The organism is Acinetobacter sp. UNC436CL71CviS28 (assembly GCF_000620525.1).
In the GTDB taxonomy this organism is placed as follows: domain Bacteria; phylum Pseudomonadota; class Gammaproteobacteria; order Pseudomonadales; family Moraxellaceae; genus Acinetobacter; species Acinetobacter radioresistens.
In genome coordinates this window covers 24,361-47,515 of sequence record NZ_KK211147.1, presented here as the reverse complement: position 1 = coordinate 47,515, position 23,155 = coordinate 24,361, and the positions used below count along the sequence as shown (strand labels likewise).

At 43.3% G+C, this 23,155-nt stretch carries 19 protein-coding genes; 9 read left to right on the top strand and 10 right to left on the bottom strand.

Annotated elements, in window-relative coordinates; translation table 11 throughout:
- Window positions 1-72 precede the first annotated feature (72 nt).
- From serS to rplU, 4 genes are all read right to left on the bottom strand, one after another.
- Window positions 73-1,344 (bottom strand): serine--tRNA ligase, encoded by a 1,272-nt coding sequence (gene serS, locus N518_RS0115590; protein ID WP_005024948.1) that lies wholly within the window; start codon window positions 1,342-1,344, stop codon window positions 73-75.
- A 207-nt stretch (window positions 1,345-1,551) separates the two neighbouring features.
- Window positions 1,552-2,247, bottom strand: coding sequence for an outer membrane lipoprotein chaperone LolA (lolA, locus tag N518_RS0115585; protein ID WP_005015860.1), 696 nt, complete (start codon window positions 2,245-2,247; stop codon window positions 1,552-1,554).
- Window positions 2,248-2,455: 208 nt separating this feature from the next.
- Window positions 2,456-2,713 (bottom strand): 50S ribosomal protein L27, encoded by a 258-nt coding sequence (rpmA, locus tag N518_RS0115580; RefSeq protein WP_005015863.1) that lies wholly within the window; start codon window positions 2,711-2,713, stop codon window positions 2,456-2,458.
- A gap of 18 nt (window positions 2,714-2,731) precedes the next feature.
- Window positions 2,732-3,043 (bottom strand): 50S ribosomal protein L21, encoded by a 312-nt coding sequence (rplU, locus tag N518_RS0115575; protein ID WP_005015865.1) that lies wholly within the window; start codon window positions 3,041-3,043, stop codon window positions 2,732-2,734.
- Between the two features lie 467 nt (window positions 3,044-3,510).
- On the opposite strand from rplU, the gene sdsA reads away from it, so the two are divergent.
- The 8 genes from sdsA to N518_RS0115535 all read left to right on the top strand — a co-directional run bounded on the left by sdsA (window position 3,511) and on the right by N518_RS0115535 (window position 14,156).
- Window positions 3,511-4,488 (top strand): All-trans-nonaprenyl-diphosphate synthase, encoded by a 978-nt coding sequence (sdsA, locus tag N518_RS0115570; RefSeq protein WP_005024945.1) that lies wholly within the window; start codon window positions 3,511-3,513, stop codon window positions 4,486-4,488.
- 16 nt (window positions 4,489-4,504) lie between these two features.
- Complete coding sequence (locus N518_RS0115565) at window positions 4,505-6,559, top strand: site-specific recombinase (protein ID WP_026055437.1); 2,055 nt, start codon at window positions 4,505-4,507, stop codon at window positions 6,557-6,559.
- A 149-nt stretch (window positions 6,560-6,708) separates the two neighbouring features.
- Window positions 6,709-7,350: a phosphatase PAP2 family protein gene (locus N518_RS0115560; protein WP_026444504.1), complete on the top strand. Its 642-nt coding sequence runs from the start codon at window positions 6,709-6,711 to the stop codon at window positions 7,348-7,350.
- Window positions 7,347-8,588 (top strand): efflux RND transporter periplasmic adaptor subunit, encoded by a 1,242-nt coding sequence (locus N518_RS0115555; protein ID WP_005015877.1) that lies wholly within the window; start codon window positions 7,347-7,349, stop codon window positions 8,586-8,588. The genes N518_RS0115560 and N518_RS0115555 overlap by 4 nt, the downstream gene beginning before the upstream one ends.
- Before the next feature lie 12 nt (window positions 8,589-8,600).
- Entirely contained in the window at window positions 8,601-11,780 is a 3,180-nt protein-coding gene (locus N518_RS0115550; RefSeq protein WP_005406970.1) for an efflux RND transporter permease subunit, read from the top strand.
- Window positions 11,780-13,252 carry a multidrug efflux RND transporter AdeIJK outer membrane channel subunit AdeK gene (adeK, locus tag N518_RS0115545; RefSeq protein ID WP_005024931.1) on the top strand — a complete coding sequence of 491 codons (1,473 nt, stop codon included), beginning with the start codon at window positions 11,780-11,782 and terminating at the stop codon, window positions 13,250-13,252. Before N518_RS0115550 ends, adeK begins: the two co-directional genes overlap by 1 nt.
- A 94-nt stretch (window positions 13,253-13,346) precedes the next feature.
- Window positions 13,347-13,697 carry a YbjQ family protein gene (locus tag N518_RS0115540; protein ID WP_026444503.1) on the top strand — a complete coding sequence of 117 codons (351 nt, stop codon included), beginning with the start codon at window positions 13,347-13,349 and terminating at the stop codon, window positions 13,695-13,697.
- Window positions 13,698-13,718: 21 nt separating this feature from the next.
- Window positions 13,719-14,156 carry a YbjQ family protein gene (locus N518_RS0115535; protein ID WP_005015886.1) on the top strand — a complete coding sequence of 146 codons (438 nt, stop codon included), beginning with the start codon at window positions 13,719-13,721 and terminating at the stop codon, window positions 14,154-14,156.
- Between the two features lie 69 nt (window positions 14,157-14,225).
- On the opposite strand, the gene N518_RS0115530 is transcribed toward N518_RS0115535, so the two are convergent.
- Both N518_RS0115530 and N518_RS0115525 read right to left on the bottom strand, forming a co-directional pair.
- Window positions 14,226-15,029 carry an SDR family oxidoreductase gene (locus N518_RS0115530; protein ID WP_017400957.1) on the bottom strand — a complete coding sequence of 268 codons (804 nt, stop codon included), beginning with the start codon at window positions 15,027-15,029 and terminating at the stop codon, window positions 14,226-14,228.
- A 41-nt stretch (window positions 15,030-15,070) separates the two neighbouring features.
- Window positions 15,071-15,748 (bottom strand): hypothetical protein, encoded by a 678-nt coding sequence (locus tag N518_RS0115525; RefSeq protein WP_017400958.1) that lies wholly within the window; start codon window positions 15,746-15,748, stop codon window positions 15,071-15,073.
- A gap of 199 nt (window positions 15,749-15,947) precedes the next feature.
- Between N518_RS0115525 and N518_RS0115520 the strand changes: the two genes are divergently transcribed.
- Window positions 15,948-18,839, top strand: a complete 2,892-nt coding sequence (locus tag N518_RS0115520; protein ID WP_005024920.1) for a valine--tRNA ligase — start codon at window positions 15,948-15,950, stop codon at window positions 18,837-18,839.
- A gap of 58 nt (window positions 18,840-18,897) precedes the next feature.
- Here the strand turns inward: N518_RS0115520 and N518_RS0115515 are convergent, their stop codons facing one another.
- From N518_RS0115515 to N518_RS0115500, 4 genes are all read right to left on the bottom strand, one after another.
- Window positions 18,898-19,791 carry an S-4TM family putative pore-forming effector gene (locus N518_RS0115515; RefSeq protein WP_005015894.1) on the bottom strand — a complete coding sequence of 298 codons (894 nt, stop codon included), beginning with the start codon at window positions 19,789-19,791 and terminating at the stop codon, window positions 18,898-18,900.
- 5 nt (window positions 19,792-19,796) lie between these two features.
- The gene (locus tag N518_RS0115510; RefSeq protein WP_005015896.1) at window positions 19,797-20,804 is read right to left on the bottom strand and encodes an SMODS domain-containing nucleotidyltransferase; all 1,008 of its coding nucleotides are present in this window, start codon (window positions 20,802-20,804) and stop codon (window positions 19,797-19,799) included.
- Between the two features lie 282 nt (window positions 20,805-21,086).
- Complete coding sequence (locus N518_RS0115505; protein ID WP_005015898.1) at window positions 21,087-22,115, bottom strand: molecular chaperone DnaJ; 1,029 nt, start codon at window positions 22,113-22,115, stop codon at window positions 21,087-21,089.
- Window positions 22,116-22,177: 62 nt separating this feature from the next.
- Window positions 22,178-23,083: an AEC family transporter gene (locus N518_RS0115500; protein WP_005404306.1), complete on the bottom strand. Its 906-nt coding sequence runs from the start codon at window positions 23,081-23,083 to the stop codon at window positions 22,178-22,180.
- Window positions 23,084-23,155: the final 72 nt, after the last annotated feature.

The following is a 23,155-nucleotide window of genomic DNA, read 5'->3' as shown; positions in this document are numbered from 1 at the left end:
TAGGTATTAATTCGAATTTATTGATTCATAAAAAAAGCTAAATCAGATGATTTAGCTTTTTGAATTGATCAATTAATCAATAAATTCTTGTCCGCCCATATATGGACGTAATACCTCAGGAATTTCAATCGAGCCATCAGCACGTTGGTAATTTTCCATCACAGCCAATAGCGTACGTCCAACAGCCAAACCTGAACCATTTAATGTATGCACAAATTCAGTTTTTTTCTGGTCTACACGGTAGCGGGCCTTCATACGACGAGCCTGAAAATCCCCCATATTAGAACAAGAGGAAATCTCGCGATAGGTATTTTGGCTAGGCACCCACACTTCCAGATCATAGGTTTTAGTGGCACCAAAGCCCATATCTCCACCACATAGCAAAATTTTACGATATGGTAAACCCAGTGCCTGCAAAATGCTCTCTGCATGGGCAGTAAGTTCTTCAAGTGCCTGCATGGATGTTTCAGGCTTAACGATCTGTACCATTTCCACTTTATCAAACTGATGCTGGCGGATCAGGCCTCGGGTATCACGGCCATAAGAACCGGCTTCACTACGAAAACATGGCGTGTGCGCTGCATATTTCAATGGAAGGCGAGCAGTATCAATAATCTCGTCACGCACAAAATTCGTTACAGGTACTTCTGCAGTCGGGATCAGGTAATATTCTTTTTCCCCCTGCAATTTGAATAGGTCTTCTTCAAATTTTGGTAGCTGGCCTGTGCCACGCAGGGAATCAGCATTTACCAGATAAGGCACATACGCTTCGGTATACCCGTTTTTAAGGGTGTGCGTATCGAGCATAAACTGGGTTAAAGCACGTTGCAGCCGCGCCAGAGGACCTTTAAGTACACTAAAACGTGAGCCGGTTAATTTGGTGGCTGTTTCAAACTCCAGTCCACCCATCCACTCGCCCAGGTCTGTATGATCCTTGATTTCAAAGTCAAACTGACGTGGAGTACCCCATGTTAAAATTTCAACATTGTCACTTTCATCTTTGCCTGCTGGTACAGACTCATCTGGCAAATTAGGAATATTCATTGATTTGGTTTCAAGCTCGGCTTGCAGTTCAGCCAGTGCCAGTTCAGCAGCTTTGATTTCATCACCAATTGCTGACATACGTGTCATAATCTCTGATGCGTCTTCACCTGCTTTTTTAAGCTGACCAACCTGCTTTGCTCCGGCATTACGTTCTGCCTGCAAATTTTCAGTCTTCTGCTGGATTTCCTTACGGCGCACTTCCAGAGCTGCCCATTCTTCCACATCAAGCTGAACACCGCGTTTTGCCAATGCTAAATTTACAGCCTCAATATTATTTCTGAGTAATTTCGGGTCAATCATAGCCAATCATAAATAAGGTAAAAAACTGGCTATAGTGTAAGCTCTTCAAGGCAAAAAATACAGACAGCACAGGAAGTTGTTCGGATGATTCGCATAATAAGCCCACAATTTCAACTATAGTGCCCTTCCTTTCTATAGCGGATATATAAGAGAAATTGTAATGAAAAAGCTGCCACAAGGCAGCTTTTTAAATTTAAAAGAATTTATTTACTGGTCAATAATATCGGTGCCTTTTGGTGGAGTGAAATTAAAGGTAGAGGCCGGAATAGAAGCATTAACTTTTACATTGCTAAATTTTACATAGGTGGTCTGGCCAAGTGAATCTTCTAAAATCATCAGGCTTGGAGCTTTGTTGGTACCAAAGCTAATAGTCAGGCTCTGAAAAGCCCCTTCATTATTCTTTGGATAAAGGGTGTAATAGGTTTTGGCTTTATTTGGTTGCGTTACCCGATAAGACTGCATAATTTGGCTGGTATTACCAGAGAGCAGTAACGCTGGTGTATTTGAGACCTGTTCATCTAAAGACTGACGGACTGCCTGCTGAAGATCGGGGTCATAAATCCAGACTGTTTTACCGGTAGTAACAATTGTCTGTTTAGACGGGCTGCTGGTTTCCCAGAAAAATTTTCCAGGACGCTCAACTTTCATTGTACCTTTAAAGGTTTGGTTCATATGTTGAGCTGTCAGGCCTTTCTGCTTTTTAGGCGCATTGCCACTAACTTTAGTGGTCTGTTCAAAATTGGCGCTCAGACTTTGTATACCTTTGAGCTGCTGAACCAGATTTGCAGTTGCCTGCTGCTCCGATGCCGCCACAGGCGCAGCGATAACAGAGGTACTGATTACTGGCGCCAAGGTGGCTGCACCCACTGTCATAGCACATATGGTTTTACGAAGCATATTCATATAATCACCTTTATATTTGCCTGATCTCATTTATTTGAGTTTCATCTTAACTGACAAACTCTGCCCTAATCATTGAGAATATAAGATATTTTGTTATGTTCTTCATGCAGTTTGTTGAAATTTATCCATCATGATGAAGATTTTTTCTATAACTTTAGATATAAAAAAAGCCCACATTTATAGTGGGCTTTTCTCAAACAGTTTAAACTTATACAGCTTCAACTGTTACGTAGCGACGGCCAAATTGACCTTTCACTTCGAATTTTACTACGCCATCAGCAGTAGCAAATAAAGTATGGTCACGGCCCATACCTACATTTGCACCAGCGTGGAATTCTGTACCACGTTGACGAACGATGATGTTACCAGCAGTCACAGTTTGACCACCATAAATTTTAACACCTAACATTTTTGGGTTTGAATCACGACCGTTACGTGTCGAACCACCGGCTTTTTTGTGAGCCATGTCTCTTACTCCTCGTAATTAGCCTGAAATACCAGTAATTTTCAACTCGGTAAACCATTGACGGTGACCTTGTTGTTTACGGTAATGTTTACGACGACGCATTTTGATGATGCGGATTTTGTCGTGACGACCATGGCCAACTACTTCTGCAGTTACTTTAGCGCCAGCGACTACTGGAGCACCGATTTGAATGCTTTCGCCGTTCACAACCATTAGTACGTCATCAAACGTAATAGTTGAGCCAGTTTCAGCTTTCAACAATTCAACTTTAAGGGTTTCACCCTCAACTACACGGTGCTGTTTACCACCGCTTTGGATTACTGCGTACATGATGTACTCCAATCATGCCCGTGTCGTCGTGCCGGCAAAGGGATATACCGATCTTAAGACGAGCGCCACTGGGGTTATACAAGGCCAAAGATTTTAAGTGAAAACCGATCAAACAACAAGTAATTTACCCAAAATATTCAGACGACATTTGTATACACACTATTCTTTTTCCCTTACCGGTATTTTCAGTGATTTTTCTTTGCATTTTTAAGGCCACGCTGTATCTTGTCTGGCGCAACAGCATCATGGCAGCAGTTCTTTAGAAGAATATACTCAAAGGCAGCGGACCTTAAACTAAAGGCTCCCGTCTGGTTTAAGCCCTAGAATTTTGGCTACCTTCCTGGCTGCTTTAGGATACAATAGCTTTAATTTTTTAAGTATCAGCTATCTAAAAGCTGGTTACGGTGTTTAGACGTCTCACTGTTTAACTGTGCATCCGATTACTTTCGCAAGAGGTTCTTCTTCATATGGCCATCGATTTCAAGCAAGATATTCTCGCTCCTGTTGCTCAAGATTTTGCAGCGATGGACCAGTTTATTAATGAAGGAATCAGCTCCAAGGTCGCACTGGTCATGTCAGTCAGCAAGCATGTCGTTGAAGCAGGTGGAAAGCGCATGCGTCCGATTATGTGCTTGCTGGCCGCTTATGCCTGTGGTGAAACCAATTTAAAGCATGCACAGAAGCTGGCGGCCATTATTGAAATGCTGCATACGGCGACTCTGGTACATGATGATGTGGTAGATGAGTCTGGCTTACGCCGTGGCAGACCAACAGCAAATGCGACATGGAATAACCAGACTGCGGTACTGGTGGGGGATTTTCTGATTGCCCGGGCATTTGATCTGCTGGTTGATCTGGACAATATGATCCTGTTAAAGGACTTCTCTACAGGAACCTGTGAGATTGCTGAGGGTGAAGTATTGCAGTTGCAGGCACAGCATCAGCCAGATACAACAGAAGATATTTATTTACAGATTATTCACGGTAAAACCTCACGGTTGTTCGAACTGGCGACCGAAGGCGCTGCAATACTGGCAGGCAAACCTGAATACCGTGAACCTTTACGTCGTTTTGCCGGACACTTTGGCAATGCTTTTCAGATTATTGATGATATTCTGGATTACACTTCAGATGCTGATACGCTCGGCAAAAATATTGGCGATGACTTGATGGAAGGCAAACCCACCCTGCCGCTGATTGCAGCAATGCAAAATACTCAAGGTGAACAGCGCGACCTGATCCGTCGCAGCATTGCCACTGGCGGTACTTCACAGCTTGAACAAGTTATTGCGATTGTACAAAATTCGGGAGCGCTGGATTATTGCCATAAGCGTGCTACTGAAGAAACCGAGCGAGCATTACAGGCACTAGAAATATTACCTGAGAGTACTTACCGGCAGGCGCTGGTTAACTTGACCCGCTTAGCTTTAGACCGAATCCAATAATATTATTAAAAATTTTATGCATTTAAACTTTCAAGATCTTTTTCTCAGAATGCACCAGCAGCTTGAGCAACCTCAAGCTGTATTAGATGAAAATATTCTTATTGAGCTGGTTAACCGCCTACGCCCCGCTGATACCAAAAATACCGAAGAAATTGAAAGAAAATTTCAGGCATTTATTCAGTCGCTTTTAATTACACCGGCTGCTGCCTGTACATTTCAAACTTTTGTTCTACGTATTATTAATCATTACCGGCAAACCGCACTTTATGCTGACAGCGGCATTTTATCGTTAGATGGCTTCTGGAATCAGTTTACCCAGCGTTTAGGTGCACACTTTTTGCCGCTGATCAATGATGAAACCCAGCTGACCGATCTGCTGCACCGTGTCTTTCATCAGCGTACCGACAAATACTGGCTAGAAAATATTGATAGCCAGGACTGGCAGCTGTTCTTTAGCTTGATTAGCCGCAGTAATGGCAATATGGCAGAGAAGCAGTCAGTCCGTGATGAAATGATCCGCGCGATTACCGTTTTATCTTACCGGATTAGTGGTATTGGACTCTATCCGGAGTTTATTAATGCCTATCCTGAACTGACCGAATACGAATCCCCCTTTCTGGTCCAGAATCGGGAAGTCGTGGAATTTATTGTCCGCTATAAAAAGCTGCTTCAAAATCTGGACCAGTTTGCCGTGATGGAGCCACCAGATGCATCACAGGCATTTGTGATGTTTGAACAGTGCCGGGATGTCGTGTTCAAGATTCGCCGGTCTACCAAGCGTATTGGGGTAAGTTTAAGCCTCGCCTATCTGCTTTCACTGCTTGAGCAATGTCTGGACCGGATTGAATTGCTGCTGCATATCGTCACTGTAGAAGATATTTATACTTATGATGCACTCAGCCAGCTGCTGAGTGAGCTGGTCAAGGCACATTATAGTGAAAAAAGTGTACGGGCTTTATTGACCACTACCAGTGAGCTGATTGCCTTACAGGTAACTGAAAATGCCAGCCGGACCGGTGAACATTATGTAAGTACCGATAAAAAGGGCTTTTTTTCAATGTATAAGGCCGCAGCAGGGGCCGGGGTAATTATTGCCACAATGGCAACCCTTAAAATCCTGATGGCGCGTCTGGCCATGGCTCCGCTCATGCAGGCCTTTATGTTCAGCATGAATTACTCTTTAGGCTTCGTACTGATTCATGTCTTGCATTTTACAGTAGCGACCAAACAGCCAGCTATGACCGCAGCAGCGCTCGCTGCCACGGTACAGCATAAGAAAGGCTCTCGCACCGCACAAATTGCAGAACTGGCAGCCCTGATTATTAATATTATCCGGACTCAGTTTATTGCAATCTTGGGTAATATCTCGATAGCCATACCAACCGCAGCGCTGATTACCCTGCTATGGGAAGCCGGGATGCAAGAACCTCTAATGACCCATATGAAAGCTACCAAGCTTTTGCATGACTTGAATCCCTTTACTTCCCTTGCTCTGCCCCATGCAGCAATTGCCGGTGTTTGCCTGTTCCTCTCGGGACTGATTGCCGGCTATTTCGACAATATGGCAGTTTACCGTAAAGTAGGACCACGCCTGAAAGCGCATCCCCAATTAAAAAATCTGATGGGACAAGACCGCCTAGACCGTTTTTCTGCCTATATTGAACGTAATCTAGGAGCACTTGCCGGTAACTTTCTATTTGGGATTATGCTGGGCAGTATGGGAACACTGGGTTTTATTTTAGGATTACCCCTAGATATCCGGCATATTGCCTTTGCATCGGCCAATTTTATTCAGGGTCTGATGAATATTAATGGCGGGCCAGATCTTGGCCTCATCATTGTTTCTTTTATGGGCGTCCTGCTTATTGGCTTAACTAACTTGTTTGTCAGTTTTAGTCTCACCATTATTGTAGCTCTACGCGCACGACGGGTTCGTTTTGAGCAATGGAAACCTTTGGCAAAGTTAGTTTTGACACATTTTATGACCCGTCCTAGTGATTTTTTCTGGCCCCCTAAAATTGAAGAAGCAGCAAATTCTGTAGATAACTCGCTGTCTAAACCAGAAAAATAACTTAATTTTGTTGCGTTTATGTGATATTGCTTCTAACTGCTCAGTTAAAAATAAGATAATTCTAGAGACTTGAAAAAAAGTGTACCAGTCAGTACACTTTGCTTCAATTTATGGCTCCTAACTGATCAGTTAGAATACAAGGTTGCTGCATGCCCTACCTGTTCTTGCTTATTGCTTGCCTTATGCTTGTCCTTAGCGGACTGGTATCTTACATCCCTGCGCTTCAGGGATGGGATGTGGCACAAGTAAAGTGGTTCAGCCAGCACCGAACAGAATCCCTTAATATTGTTGCAATGTTCTTATCTAAAATAGGTGGTTCAGTTGTCATAGGATTTGTTGTACTGCTTTGGTGCTCAAGACTGGCATGGTATAAAAAATATAAAACCGTTATTTTTATTAGTTTCGGAATGTTCGGCAGCGGCACGCTGGTCTGGTTATTGAAATGGTGGATTGCAAGGCCCCGACCCTTAGAAATATATCACCTGGTTCAGAGCTACGGCGCCTCATTTCCAAGTGCCCATAGTGTATATGCAGCAAGCCTTGCTTGTCTGTTGCTCTTCCTACTTCGCAAGCATCGTTATTATGTTTGGATTTCCCTTGCTGCGAATAGCTGGTGGATCATTATGGGAATTTCACGGGTTTATCTCGGGGTTCATTACCCAACCGATGTTTTAACGGGTTGGAGTATTGGTTTTATTTGGATCTCTCTGCTTTGGCTATGGTTTCGTCATAATCAGTCAGGCAAAAATAATTTATTTTTAGATAAAAATCTAAATGAGGTGGAACAATGACATCGGCAAAGCTTTGGGCACCGGCCCTTACCGCTTGTGCTTTAGCAACAAGTATCGCACTTGTGGGTTGTAGCAAAGATCCAAAGGATGCACAAACAGGCGCGGCTGCTCAACAAATGCCACCACCTGAAGTAGGTGTCCTGGTTGCTCAGCCACGAAGTGTAGAACAGTCTGTTGAACTCTCTGGACGTACCTCACCCTATCAGATTTCTGAAGTACGGCCACAGGCAAGCGGTGTAATCCAGAAACGTCTGTTTACTGAAGGAAGCTATGTCCGTCAGGGACAGGCTTTATATGAAATTGACTCGCGTACCAACCGCGAAAATGTAGCCAGTGCTCGTGCTACATTGAACCGCCAGCAGGCAAACCTGAATGTTCTGCGTGTAAAAGAAGGCCGTTATCGTCAGCTGGTAGGTACCAATGCGATTTCAAGACAGGAATATGATGATATTGTAGCTCAGGTAAAACTGGCACAAGCTGATGTTAACGCCTCTCAGGCAGAACTGCGTAATGCAGAGATTAATCTGGGCTACTCTACTGTACGGGCTCCAATTTCAGGTCAATCTAGCCGCTCTTCAGTTACAGCAGGCGCACTGGTAACGGCCAGCCAGACTGAACCTTTAGTTACCATTCAGCAGCTTGATCCCATTTATGTCGATATTAACCAGTCAAGTGCTGAACTGCTGCGTCTGCGTCAACAGCTGAACCAGGGTAACCTGAGCAGCAGTAACAACACTAAAGTTAAACTGCGCCTTGAAGATGGAAGCGAGTATCCGATTGAAGGGAATCTTGCATTTTCTGGCGCCAGTGTTGATCCGGAAACCGGTACAGTGACTCTACGTGCAGTATTCTCTAACCCAAATCACTTGCTGTTACCGGGTATGTATGCGACTGCAAAAATCGTACAGGCAGTGATTCCAAATGCAATGCTGATTCCACAGGCTGCAATTACCCGTCTTCCGACAGGACAGGCGGTTGCCATGATCGTAAATGCTAAAGGCCTTGCAGAAAGCCGTCCGGTACAAACTGCCGGTGTGCAAGGTAAAGACTGGATTGTGACTAGCGGTATTCAGGCAGGTGAACGTGTCATTGTAGAAGGCATTGCCAAAGTTAAAGAAGGCCAAAAAGTGAACCCTAAACCTCTACAGCCTCAGGCGGCGGCCCAGGGAAGCAATAACGCAAAACCAGCTCAACAGGCCAAACCACAAGCTGAACAAAATGCTACTTCAAATACATAAGGGGTAGACTGAATGGCTCAATTTTTTATTCATCGCCCCATATTTGCATGGGTGATTGCACTGGTGATCATGCTGGCGGGGGTACTTACTCTCACCAAAATGCCGATTGCACAGTATCCAACGATTGCTCCACCGACCGTGACGATTGCGGCGACTTACCCGGGCGCTTCTGCTGAAACTGTTGAAAATACAGTGACCCAGATTATTGAACAGCAGATGAACGGTCTGGACGGGTTACGCTACATTTCCTCAAATAGTGCTGGGAATGGTCAAGCGTCTATCCAGCTGAATTTTGAACAAGGTATTGATCCGGACATTGCACAAGTTCAGGTTCAAAACAAACTGCAGTCTGCAACGGCTCTGCTTCCTGAAGATGTACAGCGCCAAGGCGTGCGGGTAACCAAATCTGGTGCCAGCTTCTTGCAGGTCATTGCATTTTATTCACCTGATGATTCTCTGTCAGATGCTGATATTAAAGACTACGTTAACTCAAATATTTCTGAACCTTTATCACGTGTTGCAGGTGTGGGTGAGGTACAGGTATTTGGTGGCTCTTATGCCATGCGTATCTGGCTCGATCCTGCTAAACTAAGCAGTTTTCAGCTGACTCCAAGTGATGTAGCTAATGCAATCCGTAGCCAGAATGCTCAGGTGGCAGTGGGTCAGTTAGGCGGTGCGCCACTGACTAAAGATCAGGTGCTAAATGCTACAGTTACTGCACAAAGCCTGTTGCAGACTCCTGAAGAATTTAGCAATGTATTTTTGAAAAATACTGCAAGTGGCGCACAAGTCCGTATTGGTGATGTCGCCAAGGTGGAACTGGGCAGCGCAGATTACGGTTTTATTTCAAAATATAATAATAAACCAGCGGCCGGTGTAGCCATCAAACTTGCGACAGGCGCCAACGCACTCGACACTGCTGAAGCAGTCGAGGCACGCTTAAAAGAGTTACGTACCAGCTATCCTCAAGGGATGGTAGACGTGCTGGCATTTGATACTACTCCGTTTATCAAACTTTCAATTGAAAGTGTGGTTCATACACTGGTTGAAGCAGTCATTCTGGTCTTTATCGTGATGTTCTTGTTCTTGCAGAACTGGCGCGCCACCATTATTCCAACACTTGCTGTTCCGGTTGTTGTTCTAGGTACTTTTGCTGTAATTAATGTTTTTGGTTTCTCGATTAATACCCTCACCATGTTCGCCATGGTACTGGCAATCGGTCTGCTTGTAGATGATGCGATTGTTGTGGTGGAAAACGTCGAACGTGTCATGGCAGAGGAGCATCTTGATCCGGTTACTGCCACAGAACTGTCAATGAAACAGATTTCTGGTGCCCTGATTGGTATTACATCAGTGCTAACCGCAGTATTCGTACCCATGGCGTTCTTTGGGGGCACTACCGGGGTCATCTATCGGCAGTTCTCGATTACGCTGGTTACTGCGATGATCCTGTCATTGATTGTAGCGCTTACCTTTACGCCGGCGCTCTGTGCGACCCTGCTCAAACAGCATGATCCAAATAAAGCACCAAGCAATAATGTTTTTGCCCGCTTCTTCCGCTGGTTTAACCATAAGTTTGATCGGATGTCTCACCGTTATCAAAATGGTGTAAGCAAACTCCTGCATCACCGTATTATTTCTGGTGTGTTTTATGTTGTGGTGATTGGCATACTGGTGCTGCTGTTCCAGAAACTGCCTTCTTCATTCCTTCCAGATGAAGACCAAGGCGTAGTCATGACGCTGGTACAGCTTCCACCTAATGCATCACTAAGCCGTACTGAACAGGTGGTTGACACCATGACCGGCTTCTTCCTTGAGAATGAAAAGGAATATGTCCAGTCTGTATTTAGTGTCGCAGGCTTCTCGTTCACCGGTGTAGGACAAAATGCGGGTCTGGCATTTATCAGATTAAAAGACTGGAGTGAACGTACTACCCCTGAAGCACAGATTGGTGCAATTATCCAGCGTGGTATGGCACTGAACGTTATTGCTAAAGATGCCAGCTATGTTATGCCTTTACAATTACCTGCCATGCCTGAACTGGGTGTGACTGCGGGCTTTAGCTTCATGCTGAAAGATGCAGGTGGTAATGGCCATGAAAAATTGATGGCCGCTCGTAATGCAATTTTGGGTATGGCTGCCCAAGACCCACGCCTGATGGGTGTGCGTCCAAATGGTCAGGAAGATACGCCACAATATAAAATTTCGATTGACCAGGCTCAGGCCGGTGCAATGGGAGTAAGTATTGCTGATATCAACAGTACTATGAGTATTGCGTGGGGCGGGTCTTATATTAATGACTTCGTAGATCGTGGCCGTGTAAAACGTGTCTATGTACAGGGTCAGGCAGACACCCGGATGATGCCTGAAGATCTGGACAAGTGGTATGTGCGTAATAACCAGGGCCAGATGGTCCCATTCTCAGCCTTCGCAACTGGTGAATGGACTTATGGTTCACCTCGTCTTGAACGTTATAACGGTATCTCATCGGTTAATATTCAGGGTACACCTGCCCCGGGTGTGAGTTCTGGTGATGCCATGCTGGCAATGCAGGAAATCATGGCCAAGCTGCCAAGTATGGGTATGCAGGGATATGATTATGAATGGAGCGGTTTATCACTTGAAGAAAATGAAGCTGGCTCGCAAACTGCTGCATTGCTTGCCCTTTCGATCCTGATCGTATTCCTGTGTCTTGCAGCACTTTACGAGAGCTGGTCTATTCCATTCTCGGTACTCATGGTTATTCCATTGGGTATTGTGGGTGCCGTGGTACTGACGTTCTTAGGTATGATGATTTCGAAAGATCCTAACCTCTCGAATAACATCTACTTTAAAGTTGCAATTATTGCGGTAATTGGTCTGGCTGCGAAAAACGCTATTCTGATTGTCGAATTTGCAAAAGACCTGCAAGAAGAAGGTGAAGAACTGTTAGAAGCTACGCTGCATGCCGCAAGAATGCGTTTGCGTCCAATTATCATGACCACATTAGCATTTGGTTTTGGTGTACTGCCGCTTGCCCTGTCTTCAGGTGCCGGTGCAGGCAGCCAGCACTCGGTAGGTTACGGTGTATTGGGTGGCGTCATCAGCTCAACATTACTGGGTATCTTCTTTATTCCAGTATTCTATGTATGGATCCGTAGCATTTTTAAACAGAAACCAAAAAACAGAAATAATCAGGAGCAAATATCGTGATGCAAAATTTCTGGACTTTAACAGGTCGCGGTTTTGCTTTGTCTGTTCTAGCGCTTGCCCTGACTGCATGTCAGAGCATGCGCGGTCCAGAGCCAGTCGCTAATGCCAATATTCCCAACAATTATATTGAAGCAGATAGTGGAACCTCGATTGCGGCACAGGGCTATAAAGACTTTTTCTCAGATGATCGCCTGAAATCGGTGATTGATCTGGCCTTGACCAATAACCGTGACCTGCGTACGGCGACCCTGAACATTCAGCGAGCCCAGCAGCAGTTCCAGATCTCTGAAAATAACCAGCTCCCTACCATTGGTGCCAGTGGTAGTGTACTACGCCAGGACAACCTGAACAGTCAGGGCCGTGGTCCGACTACTTCATACAATGTAGGGCTGGGTGTAACAGCTTATGAGCTGGATTTTTGGGGTCGTGTCCGTAGCTTGCGTGATGCAGCACTAGACACCTTCCTGGCTACGCAGACTGCTCGTGACTCTACCCAGATCAGCCTGATCAGTCAGGTATCCCAAGCCTGGCTCAACTATTCATTTGCCAGTGCCAATCTGGACCTGGCTGAACGTACACTGGCTGCCCAGCTTGAATCCTACAATCTGAACCGGAAACGTTTTGATGTCGGGATTGATTCTGAATTACCCGTACGTCAGGCACAGATTTCTGTTGAGACTGCTCGCAATGACGTAGCGAATTATCGCACGCAAATTGCGCAGGCCCGTAACCTGCTCAATTTACTGGTGGGTGAACAGGTTCCTGACAACCTGTTGCCACCGAAGCGTATTAGCCGTGTAACGAACCAAAATGTCCTTTCGACCGGTCTGCCAAGTGACCTGCTGGTTAACCGTCCGGACATCCGTACTGCTGAATATCAGCTGAGTGCCGCCGGAGCCAATATTGGGGCTGCACGCGCACGCCTGTTCCCGACGATCAGTCTGACTGGTTCGGCTGGCTATGCCTCAACTGACCTGAGTGACCTGTTCAAATCAGGTGCATTTGTCTGGTCGCTTGGCCCAAGTCTGGATATTCCAATCTTCGACTGGGGTACGCGTCGTGCCAATATTGCTATTTCTGAAACAGATCAGCAGATTGCCTTGTCAGATTATGAGCGTTCAATTCAGGCTGCATTCCGTGAAGTTAATGATGCACTGGCTGTTCGTAAAAATATTGGTGACCGTGTTGCTGCACAGCGTCGTCTGGTAGAAGCCACCAATACTTCATATCGTCTGGCAAATGCACGCTTCCGTGCCGGTATTGACAGCTATCTGACTGTACTTGATGCACAGCGTGCTTCATATGCAGCCGAGCAAGGCTTGTTGCTCCTTGAACAGGCCAATCTGAATAATCAGGTAGAACTGTATAAATCTTTAGGTGGTGGGGTTAAAACCACTAGTTCCGATTTGATTGCTCGCCCGGCTTCAACTGCTGAACAAAAAGCAAACCGAGAAGCGAAAGCTGTACAGTAAGCATAATTTATAAGGGAGCCCACTTCAGTGGGCTTTTTTATTGCTTTTCAAGTTCAAATTTTCTATCTTCAATTATGAACAAAAGGAAAATAAGATGTTATTAAGCAATCTAGAATCTGTTCCGGGTCACCACATTACCAGGCAAATTGATGTGGTCTATGGCAGTACGTTCCGTTCTAAGCATGTCGGACGTGACTTTATGGCTGGTCTGAAAAATATTGTAGGCGGAGAACTTAAAGGTTATACCGAATTATTAGAAGAATCCCGTCAGGAAGCCATGAACCGCATGATTGAAAAAGCCCAAAATCTGGATGCCAATGCAATTGTCGGGATTCGTTTTTCTACCTCAAATATAGCACAAGGTGCTTCTGAACTGTTCGTATATGGGACTGCAGTCACCGTAACTCCAGTTGCACCTTCAATTCCAGATCCGTTCTCTTCATAAAATCTCACAGGATGCCGGGTTATGGACGCTTTGATTTTTAAGATCGGAATTTTTATAGTGCTGTTCGTGGTTGGCTGGGCATTTGGGCGCCATGTCGAATACAAACATCTGCGTGAACTAGAAGAAAAAGAAAATATGCTGGCACATATTACTGTTGATAATCAGCGCTTTCATACCACCTTGAATACCGGACAGCTCGTCTCGAGCAATGTAGTCATCTCACACGACTATTTTAAATATGTGATTGCCAATATTCAGAATTTTTTTGGTGGCCGGCTCACTGCTTATGAAAGTATTGTAGAAAGAGCTCGGCGTGAGGCAATTATACGTTTAAAGCAAGAAGCTCAGCGTACAGGAGCAACCCATATCATGGGTTTACGCCTGAGTACCACTGAACTCGGAATGCAGGGTGGCATGGTTGAAGTATTTGCCTACGGCACAGCAATTAAAACCACATAAGTCATTTTTAGTAGGGGGACTGAACAGGATTTGCAGTTCTCCCCCAGCCCTCCAAAAAAGAAGCACAGGTCACTTTACTTTCATTTTACGGATCATTTTATATAGCAGCTTGGGTGATAGGCGAGATACCAGTACACCCAGCTTTTCCTTATGGCCTCCTACGACAATATATTCTTCCCCAGCCAGTAAGGCCTCAACCGTAATTTTGGCAAACTGTTGTGGTTCCAGACCATTTTCTATTGCTTCATCCTGATGACCTTGTGGCTTGCCCTCTCCATTTAAGGCATTAAATGACACATTGGTTTTCACAAAACCGGGGAAAATTACAGAAACGCCTATACCCTCCTGAGCAACTTCAGCACGCAGACTATTGGCCCACATATGGATTGCTCCCTTGGCCGCCGAATAGGACGCGCGATACTGAGTACCCAGTAGTCCTGCTACACTTGAGACAAAGACAATCTGTCCAGACTTCTGCTGGATAAAAGTGGGCAAGACTGTTTTGGTCAGAAATACCTGTGAGAAATAATCGACTTCCATGATGGCACGTTCGGTCTGCATGGTAGTATCCTGAATCAAGGCGCGCTGGCTGAGGCCTGCATTATTGATGAGCCAGTCAATGCGGCCTTTAGCAGCCAATACCTGATCATAAGCATGACGTACCTGACTTTCATCTGTTATATCCATAGGAACAACCAGATGCTCTTGCGCATTTGGCAAAGCCAGACGAACTTTTTCCAGCTCATCATAACGGCGCGCGCTCAGGACCAGCTTTGCTCCTAACGCTGCACATTCTTGTGCCAGCGCCTTACCTAGACCTGAAGATGCGCCAGTGATCCAGACGATTTTATTGTTTAATTGCGGACTTGCCATTTTTCTCTGCCTTTTATTCCTGGTCAGTTAACAACTTTTTATCAGGCTTTTTGCATAAAGCCCATAAAATGTTCAATGTATGCATTGGCCTGTTCCTTTTGGAGCTGGGTCCCAATTTTTTCTAGGCGTTTATAGCCTAAATGGGTAGTCACATGAATTACGCCACTTAAGGTCTTGTCAATAAATACATTAAATTTAAGCTGCTTCTTCGGTTCACGGATCAGGCAGGTCACGCCAAGATCAATAATATGAATAAGCAAGGCAAAAGCTCGTGGCACTGCACTCAGCTGGCCTGCCCGAATCTGTTCAACAGTCTCCAGTACATCCTGCATGAGCTGCATATGCACGTCATAGCGGATCCAGATTTGCCGGTCATGTTCACAGATCAGTCCTGCAAAATAGTTGACCAGTGGCAACAGGCGCTCATTACTAAAAAATGAAATCGCCCAAGGCAGGTATTTACGTAAAGTTTCCAGTATCTGCCTGACCACCTGCCGGTTTTCTTTAATTTCTTTTGTATCCTCAGTGTTTATGCTATTGGCCTGCTTTAAAATTAGTTCGCTAAAGGCCTGCTCAATAATTTCACAGGCAATTTCGCTGAGTACCCCACCCAGCATTTCAGCCTGACTTGCTTTTACCCCGGCATTTAACTGCATGCGAATAACTTCAAAACGGCTGTAAGAGGATTCACTCAATTTGAGAAATACAGCATAGCTCATGAAGGTTGTTTCCTTATTTTTCACTACTTATATTTTTTATCTGAATGCTTAAAGGCCTCGATACGGACTTAAAGCAGCTTAAATCTACCGTGTTTCAGCATAAATACAAAATTATTTGTCGGGTTTTACTGCATTAAAAACAGATATTTTTTTGCTACAATGAATACAATTTTTTATTGGCTTTTGATCTTTTAAAACTATGACCGATTCAGCTCAGAATATTGCAACAACCTACGATCCAACCGAGATCGAGAAAAAATGGTACCAGACCTGGGAAGAGCGTGGCTATTTCAAGCCATCTGAAAAAGGTGAGTCATTCTGTATTATGATTCCGCCGCCAAATGTCACTGGTAGCTTGCACATGGGTCATGGTTTTAATAATGCCATTATGGATGCCCTGACTCGCTATAACCGTATGTCAGGTAAAAATACACTTTGGCAGCCAGGTACGGACCATGCTGGTATCGCAACCCAAATGGTGGTTGAGCGCCAGCTGGCAGCACAAAATATTAGCCGTCATGACCTGGGCCGTGACAAGTTCATCGAGAAAGTCTGGGAATGGAAAGAACAGTCTGGTGGCAATATTACCCGTCAGATCCGTCGTCTGGGTTCTTCGGTGGACTGGTCACGTGAACGCTTTACCATGGATGACGGTTTATCCAATGCAGTTAAAGAAGTCTTCGTAAAACTGCATGAAGAAGGCCTGATCTACCGTGGTAAACGTCTGGTGAACTGGGACCCGAAACTGCAAACGGCCCTGTCTGATCTTGAAGTTGAATCGGTTGAGGAAAAAGGTTCTCTCTGGCACTTTAAATATTTCTTTGAAGATAAAACGCTGCGTACCCAAGACGGCCATGATTACCTAGTGGTCGCCACCACACGTCCAGAAACCCTACTGGGTGATACGGCAGTTGCTGTACATCCTGAAGATGAACGCTATGCGCACCTGATTGGTAAAAATATCGTATTACCGATTACTGGCCGTTTAGTACCTGTGGTTGCCGATGAATATGTAGAAAAAGATTTTGGGACCGGCTGCGTAAAAATCACCCCTGCACATGACTTCAATGACTATGAAGTAGGCAAGCGCTGCGAACTGCCCATTATCAATATCTTCAACAAAAATGCAGAAGTACTGGCTGAGTTTGAATATATTGCCAAAGCTGGGGAACAAATTTCTAAAACCATCCCTGCCCCAGCAGATTATATTGGTCTAGAGCGTTTTGAAGCACGTAAGAAACTGGTTGCACACGCCGAAGCCGAAGGCTGGTTAGACCAGATTCAGCCTTATGACCTCAAAGCACCACGTGGTGACCGTTCAGGCGTTATTGTTGAGCCATTGCTGACTGACCAATGGTATGTAAAAATTGCCCCTCTTGCGAAGCCGGCCATCGAAGCAGTGCAAGACGGTCGGATCAAGTTTGTTCCTGAGCAGTACAGCAATATGTACATGGCGTGGATGAACAACATTCAAGACTGGTGTATCTCGCGTCAACTGTGGTGGGGTCACCGTATTCCGGCCTGGTACGATGCTGAAGGCAATGTCTATGTGGGCCGTGATGAAGCAGAAGTTCGAGCAAAAAATAATATCCCTGCCGATGTTCAGTTAGACCAAGACGAAGATGTACTGGATACCTGGTTCTCATCTGGTCTTTGGACATTCTCGACTTTAGGCTGGACTGGCGATGAAGCCAAAGATAAAGCCAACTATTTCTTAAATACTTTCCACCCGACTGATGTACTGGTGACAGGTTTCGACATCATCTTCTTCTGGGTTGCCCGCATGATCATGCTGACCATGCACTTCATGAAAAATGAAGATGGTACGCCTCAGGTGCCGTTCAAAACTGTGTATGTACATGGTCTGGTACGTGATGGCGAAGGTCAGAAGATGTCTAAATCTAAGGGTAACGTACTTGACCCATTAGACTTGATTGACGGTGTGGATCTTGAAACTTTGGTACAAAAACGTACTACAGGTTTGATGAACCCGAAACAAGCGGCGAAGATTGAAAAATCGACGCGTAAAGAATTCCCCGAAGGTATTCAAGCTTACGGTACTGACGCAGTTCGTTTCACATTCTGTGCGCTTGCCAACACCGGACGTGACATCAAGTTCGACATGAAGCGTGTTGAAGGCTACCGTAACTTTGCCAACAAGATCTGGAACGCAACGCGTTTCGTGATGATGAATGTCGAAGGTCAAACCATTGGTTCAGAAGCACGTCAAGACCTTTGGGAATTGCCTGAACAGTGGATCGTAAGCCGTCTGCAAAAAGCGGAACAAGCAGTGCAAACAGCATTTGCAACCTACCGTTTAGACTTGGCTGCGCAAGCGATTTACGAGTTCATTTGGAACGAATACTGCGACTGGTATGTAGAGTTAACTAAACCAGTATTGAACGATGCGAACGTATCTGATGAGCGTAAAGCTGAAGTTCGTCGTGTTCTTCTTGCGGTGATGGAAGCGTCTTTACGTCTTGCACATCCGTTAATGCCGTATTTGACAGAAGAAATCTGGCAAACGCTTGCACCGAAACTTAACATTTCGGGCGAAACGATTATGCTTGCACAGTACCCTGTTGCTGACCAAGCACTTATCAATGACCAAGCTGAAGCAGATATGCAATGGCTTCAAGGTTTGATTGGTGCGGTTCGTAACATCCGTGGTGAGATGGGTTTAGGGAATGCGCGTTTGTTGCCTGTTCTTCTGCAAAATACTACTGATGCTGAAAAAGCACGTATTGACCGTATTGAGCCGTTGTTTAAAGCATTGGCAAAAGTTGAGAGCATTACATTCTTAACTGATGGCGAACAACCACCATTGTCTTCTTCATCTGTAGTCGGTCATGTATCTGTATTCGTTCCAATGAAGGGCTTAATTGATCCTAAAGCGGAATTGGGTCGTCTACAAAAAGACTTAGACAAGGTTCAAAAGCAACATGACCAAATTGCAACTAAACTTGCAAACGAAGGTTTTGTAGCGAAAGCACCTGCTGCTGTGGTTGAAGGCGAGAAAGTGAAACTTGCTGAATTTGCTGATCAGTTAGCGAAGATTAAAGCGAATATGGAGCAGATTGCGGCGCTTTAATTTATTGCTAAATTATTAAAAATAAAGCTAAAATCCCCTCATAATTGAGGGGATTTTTTTAGTTAAATAAGTCTCTAATAATACGTCTAGAACTAGATTCAAGCTTAAATTTTTTCATCCGATCATAATAATTTGGAACTGATACACCGTGCTGCCGATACTCAAATATCTCTTCTTGGATATCTTTTAACATGTTATTAATACACTTAGGGTCATCTGAATCCACTATATGCTTTTGTAAAGCACTAAATTTCTTATTAGCATTTTCTAACAATACAATGGTCTTATAATTACTTAAAATATTTTCTCCTAAGAAAAAATACAACGATAATAATATTACAAAGATTTCATAAATTTTCTTCCACATTGGATATTCACTGTAAGTGATAAACATGAATATACTTAATGCAATAAAAATTAGTAAGCTTATAAAAATCAATACATTAAAAAGTATGTAATCTTTACGCACTGAATCCGTCCAAAATAGATTCTGTTTTTGAGCCGCCAATATATCTTTCGGGTAAGTTAAATTTTGAATTTCATCGTTATACCAATTGCGAAGCTTTTCGATATTTTCATCTTTTTTATGCTTGCAATATAGGTGCTCTATTTCAGTTTTATCTTGTTTAATTTTCCATTCAAAGGATAAGTCAAAAATATTAGTGTCAAATTTTTGCTGTATATTTGCACCCAAAATTTGGTATTGAGAAGATTTTTTCATCAAAAAACCTCCCATTACTAAAACAAATAGATCTATCAAGAAACGTAAAACAGAATATTGATCTGTTGCATCAATATAAGAATTAAGAACTAAGAAGCTTATTAAAAATGGCACAAAGACCAAAATTCGATAACCTGATCGATATAACTTAGCCTCATTATAACTTTGTCTCTGAGCAGCTAATAATCTTAGATTTTCTTCTAAATTCTGCTTATATAAGATATTAGACATCTAACTCACCCATAAGCAGGAAAAAATGAACCCAATACGTTTTCCCAATACTCGAAAGCTTTCTCTTTTTCCCCAATATCTTCATAGTAATTACCATTCTGAATATTCTCTAGGTCATTACTAGTGCGTACATAAATTTTATTTTGAAGATCTCTATCCAAGCGATTGATATTACCTTCAATACCTTTGGGATCGGTCACATCATAATAGATATTATCTTTTATGTAATTCAGACATTGTTGTACTTCAACTTGCAACGTTCCACATGGTTGCCAAATATTAGATCTATTCTTATAAAAATTTAGAAGCATAACTTCTAGTAAATAAGATGAGGGGATCGAAGTCTTTCTATCTATCTTATTCCAATATTTGATTAAGCGAATAATTTCTAAAATTTGCCCATTGTATTTTTGATTCACTTCTGTTGCTAGAGTTTGATCCTTTCTTGGATCCGTTTGCATCCAATAATTTCCATTACCACTTGGGATTAAATAGACTCCACTTTGAGTATAAAAACATGGAACTAAATCGAAGTTCCATTCATTACTGGTCATTTGAAATGTGACTGCCTGCTGACGTCTATTTAATTGAGGATTTTGATAGCCACTCATATTACTTAGCATCCTTTTAAATCTATTAAGAACTTTAATAGGACTCAAAGTATCGTCATCATTCAAAAGTTGTGACCAAATGCCTTTGTCCGATGGATTACTAATCGAAATAATGGCTTCATCATAATTACTAGCTTCATTCCATACGAATTTTCCACCATTCAAACCAATCATTTGATCAATATCATCAAGTGGCTTCACTTTAGTTCTTCTAGAAAAAGAGCCAAATGGCAAATTGTAGGTTTCAGCAAAATCTAACTTTTCTGCACTATTTGCATTTAATAACTTTATTTGTGCAAGCAAATGATCTCGACTTCTTCTGCCAGCATCAGTGCGACTTTTCAATAAATTAACTTTATCTTGTACTAATTCATTAAGCGCACCATTAATCGTTCTAGCCATTTTTATATCTCTTATTCCTGCGTACATTTTTTATAAATATGGGCTTAATACATTTTTTCAACAATAAATCATCATTTTTTTACAATATTCACTATACCACTGTTTTTTATAAAATTTAATATATTCTACAGAAAGAGAACGTAATTTAATTTTATTCCTGCATAGCTTTCACAATGGATGTTCCCTATCCTGAGCAAGCTTTAAAGTAATGCTTTAAAACGAAGCGCAAGTAATGAGTATCCTCAAAATATATTCTGAGTGCGCAAGAGAGGGAGAAACGCATTAAAGCACTCCATTCTCCATCAACATCTCTACCCCACTCATCTTCTTCATATACTTCAACCGTTCCTTTTCCCCTTTTAACTGCTTTTTCATTGCTGAAGTATCCGCATCTACCTGCTTATATAAATCTGTAATTTTCACTTTGCCTATATATGCTTTTTTATTCCAGCTCAATGATTGAATAATTTCTTCTATCTGATCATCCAACTTTTGACTTTGCAGATCTAAGGCCAATTGGTAAAACTTCATTTGTTCCGCACTTAGACCCTTTTGTGAAGTACCCCGATTCTGCTCAATCTGGATTTGCAGTTTCAGTAAATAAAACAAATCCTGCGCTGCATAAGCCTCATTCGCTCGCTGCAGTAACTCAGTCTTTTCAACTTTTTTGCTTTCATCCGGTTCACGGTCTGGGTGAATAGTTGCAGCAATTTTTAAGTACACTGTTTTTAAAGACTGCTCGGCCAGCTTTGTAGCCTGCTCCAGTTTTTCCTGCTGGCGTTTAAGCTTGGCTTGCTCTCGTGTCTGGCTGTACTTTTCGCTATCCCATTCTTCAAAATCTTCAGATGCTATCTGTTCCGAATTATTTTCTTCATCAAAAAATAGCTCTATTTCCTCTGCACTTTGCTTTCTATTTTTTCTGGCTTGCGTATGTTCAATATGCTGTTGATAGTAATTATAAATGTCGTCAATAATCTCGGTTTGCTGCCTTGATAAAGATTGAGAGTTTTTTAAGTAAGCTGCAAGATACTGAATTTTAACATCCAGTTGCGTTGCCTCTGCCTTGGAGAATTCTGCCTCATGCAAATGTTTCCATAGCTGTTCCAATTGTTGAAACAGCACTGCATGCAACTCTTGATAGACCGGCATTAAAGTCTGACGGGTATATTGCTGAATCTGTTCCTGCGCCTGCTGCCACTGCTTCAGTTCAAGCTGTTGCTTCTCAATTTTATCAATTAGCCGGTTCAGCTTTCTCTGCTGCGGTGAAAGCCCGACATCGGGCTGAAGCGTGTTTTTTAATTCAAGTGCCATATGAATAATGCAGCAAAAGAAAAATTATACCTGATTTAAAGTCCATCATCTGATCCTTTACTTTACATCACCCAAGCAATTACAAGCGGCAACGTTATGGCAGCGCATAAGGTCTGTAAACTGATAACAGCTGCCATAAGCTGACTATCACCCTTTAACACTTTAGTCAGAATATAAGCTGCCGAGGCTGTCGGTAATGCGAAAAAAATCACCAGAATCTGCGTTTGTAACACAGGAAGCTGCATCCACCAGCAAATTCCTATAGCCAACGCCGGCATTACCAGCAAACGGGCAAAAGTATCCAGCATTAAGGTAAGAATATCTTTTTTCATTTCCATAAACTGTAAGGCTGCACCGACACAGAGTAGGCCCAGTGGCAGGCTTGCAGCAGAAAACAGTTTGATCAGGTTAAATACTCCTTCCCAGACAGGAATCTTTAATACATTTACGATCGCCCCTACCAGACAAGACATGATCAAGGGATTCTTCAACAGAGAAATAATGACAGGTCGTAAGCTCATCTGCTCGCTAGACGTCAGTGACAGCACAGAAATGATATTAACCAGTGGTATACAGACTGCCAGCAGAACCGCCAGTATGGCCATACCTTCCTGTTTAAACAGTGCTGCCACCAGTGCCAGCCCGATGTAAGTATTAAAACGGACAATACTTTGTGTATGTACGCCAAAGCGGGCAGGCTGAATGTGTTTTATATAGCGCAGCAGGTACAAGACAATCGTGGCAGTCAGCACTGTAATAAACATTGCCGCCAGCAGCATTTTCAGACTGTCAAATTCAATTTTTGCAGTCGCTAAAGTGTGAAACAGCAGCGCCGGAAACAAGATATAGTAATTCAGCTTTTCAGCGCCTGACCAAAACTCGATACTTAAAAAATGGTATCTTCTAAACAGGTAGCCCGTAGCAATGAATGCAACCAACGGAAAAAGGGCCAGAATTATATGTGTCATGTGAAATACTATATGCTGGGGCCGCATTAAAAAGTATCAAATTAATTTTTGATCCAAGCAGCAAAAATGAAT

Bases quoted from the DNA above. Each gene is read 5' to 3' on its own strand.
- N518_RS0115510 (WP_005015896.1), bottom strand. From the start codon at position 20,804: ATGGCTAGAACGATTAATGGTGCGCTTAATGAATTAGTACAAGATAAA.
- N518_RS0115525 (WP_017400958.1), bottom strand. From the start codon at position 15,748: ATGAGCTATGCTGTATTTCTCAAATTGAGTGAATCCTCTTACAGCCGT.
- N518_RS0115550 (WP_005406970.1), top strand. From the start codon at position 8,601: ATGGCTCAATTTTTTATTCATCGCCCCATATTTGCATGGGTGATTGCA.
- sdsA (WP_005024945.1), top strand. From the start codon at position 3,511: ATGGCCATCGATTTCAAGCAAGATATTCTCGCTCCTGTTGCTCAAGAT.
- N518_RS0115535 (WP_005015886.1), top strand. From the start codon at position 13,719: ATGGACGCTTTGATTTTTAAGATCGGAATTTTTATAGTGCTGTTCGTG.
- N518_RS0115540 (WP_026444503.1), top strand. From the start codon at position 13,347: ATGTTATTAAGCAATCTAGAATCTGTTCCGGGTCACCACATTACCAGG.
- rplU (WP_005015865.1), bottom strand. From the start codon at position 3,043: ATGTACGCAGTAATCCAAAGCGGTGGTAAACAGCACCGTGTAGTTGAG.
- N518_RS0115520 (WP_005024920.1), top strand. From the start codon at position 15,948: ATGACCGATTCAGCTCAGAATATTGCAACAACCTACGATCCAACCGAG.
- lolA (WP_005015860.1), bottom strand. From the start codon at position 2,247: ATGAATATGCTTCGTAAAACCATATGTGCTATGACAGTGGGTGCAGCC.
- rpmA (WP_005015863.1), bottom strand. From the start codon at position 2,713: ATGGCTCACAAAAAAGCCGGTGGTTCGACACGTAACGGTCGTGATTCA.
- N518_RS0115500 (WP_005404306.1), bottom strand. From the start codon at position 23,083: ATGACACATATAATTCTGGCCCTTTTTCCGTTGGTTGCATTCATTGCT.
- N518_RS0115505 (WP_005015898.1), bottom strand. From the start codon at position 22,115: ATGGCACTTGAATTAAAAAACACGCTTCAGCCCGATGTCGGGCTTTCA.
- N518_RS0115530 (WP_017400957.1), bottom strand. From the start codon at position 15,029: ATGGCAAGTCCGCAATTAAACAATAAAATCGTCTGGATCACTGGCGCA.
- adeK (WP_005024931.1), top strand. From the start codon at position 11,780: ATGCAAAATTTCTGGACTTTAACAGGTCGCGGTTTTGCTTTGTCTGTT.
- N518_RS0115515 (WP_005015894.1), bottom strand. From the start codon at position 19,791: ATGTCTAATATCTTATATAAGCAGAATTTAGAAGAAAATCTAAGATTA.
- N518_RS0115560 (WP_026444504.1), top strand. From the start codon at position 6,709: ATGCCCTACCTGTTCTTGCTTATTGCTTGCCTTATGCTTGTCCTTAGC.
- N518_RS0115555 (WP_005015877.1), top strand. From the start codon at position 7,347: ATGACATCGGCAAAGCTTTGGGCACCGGCCCTTACCGCTTGTGCTTTA.
- N518_RS0115565 (WP_026055437.1), top strand. From the start codon at position 4,505: ATGCATTTAAACTTTCAAGATCTTTTTCTCAGAATGCACCAGCAGCTT.
- serS (WP_005024948.1), bottom strand. From the start codon at position 1,344: ATGATTGACCCGAAATTACTCAGAAATAATATTGAGGCTGTAAATTTA.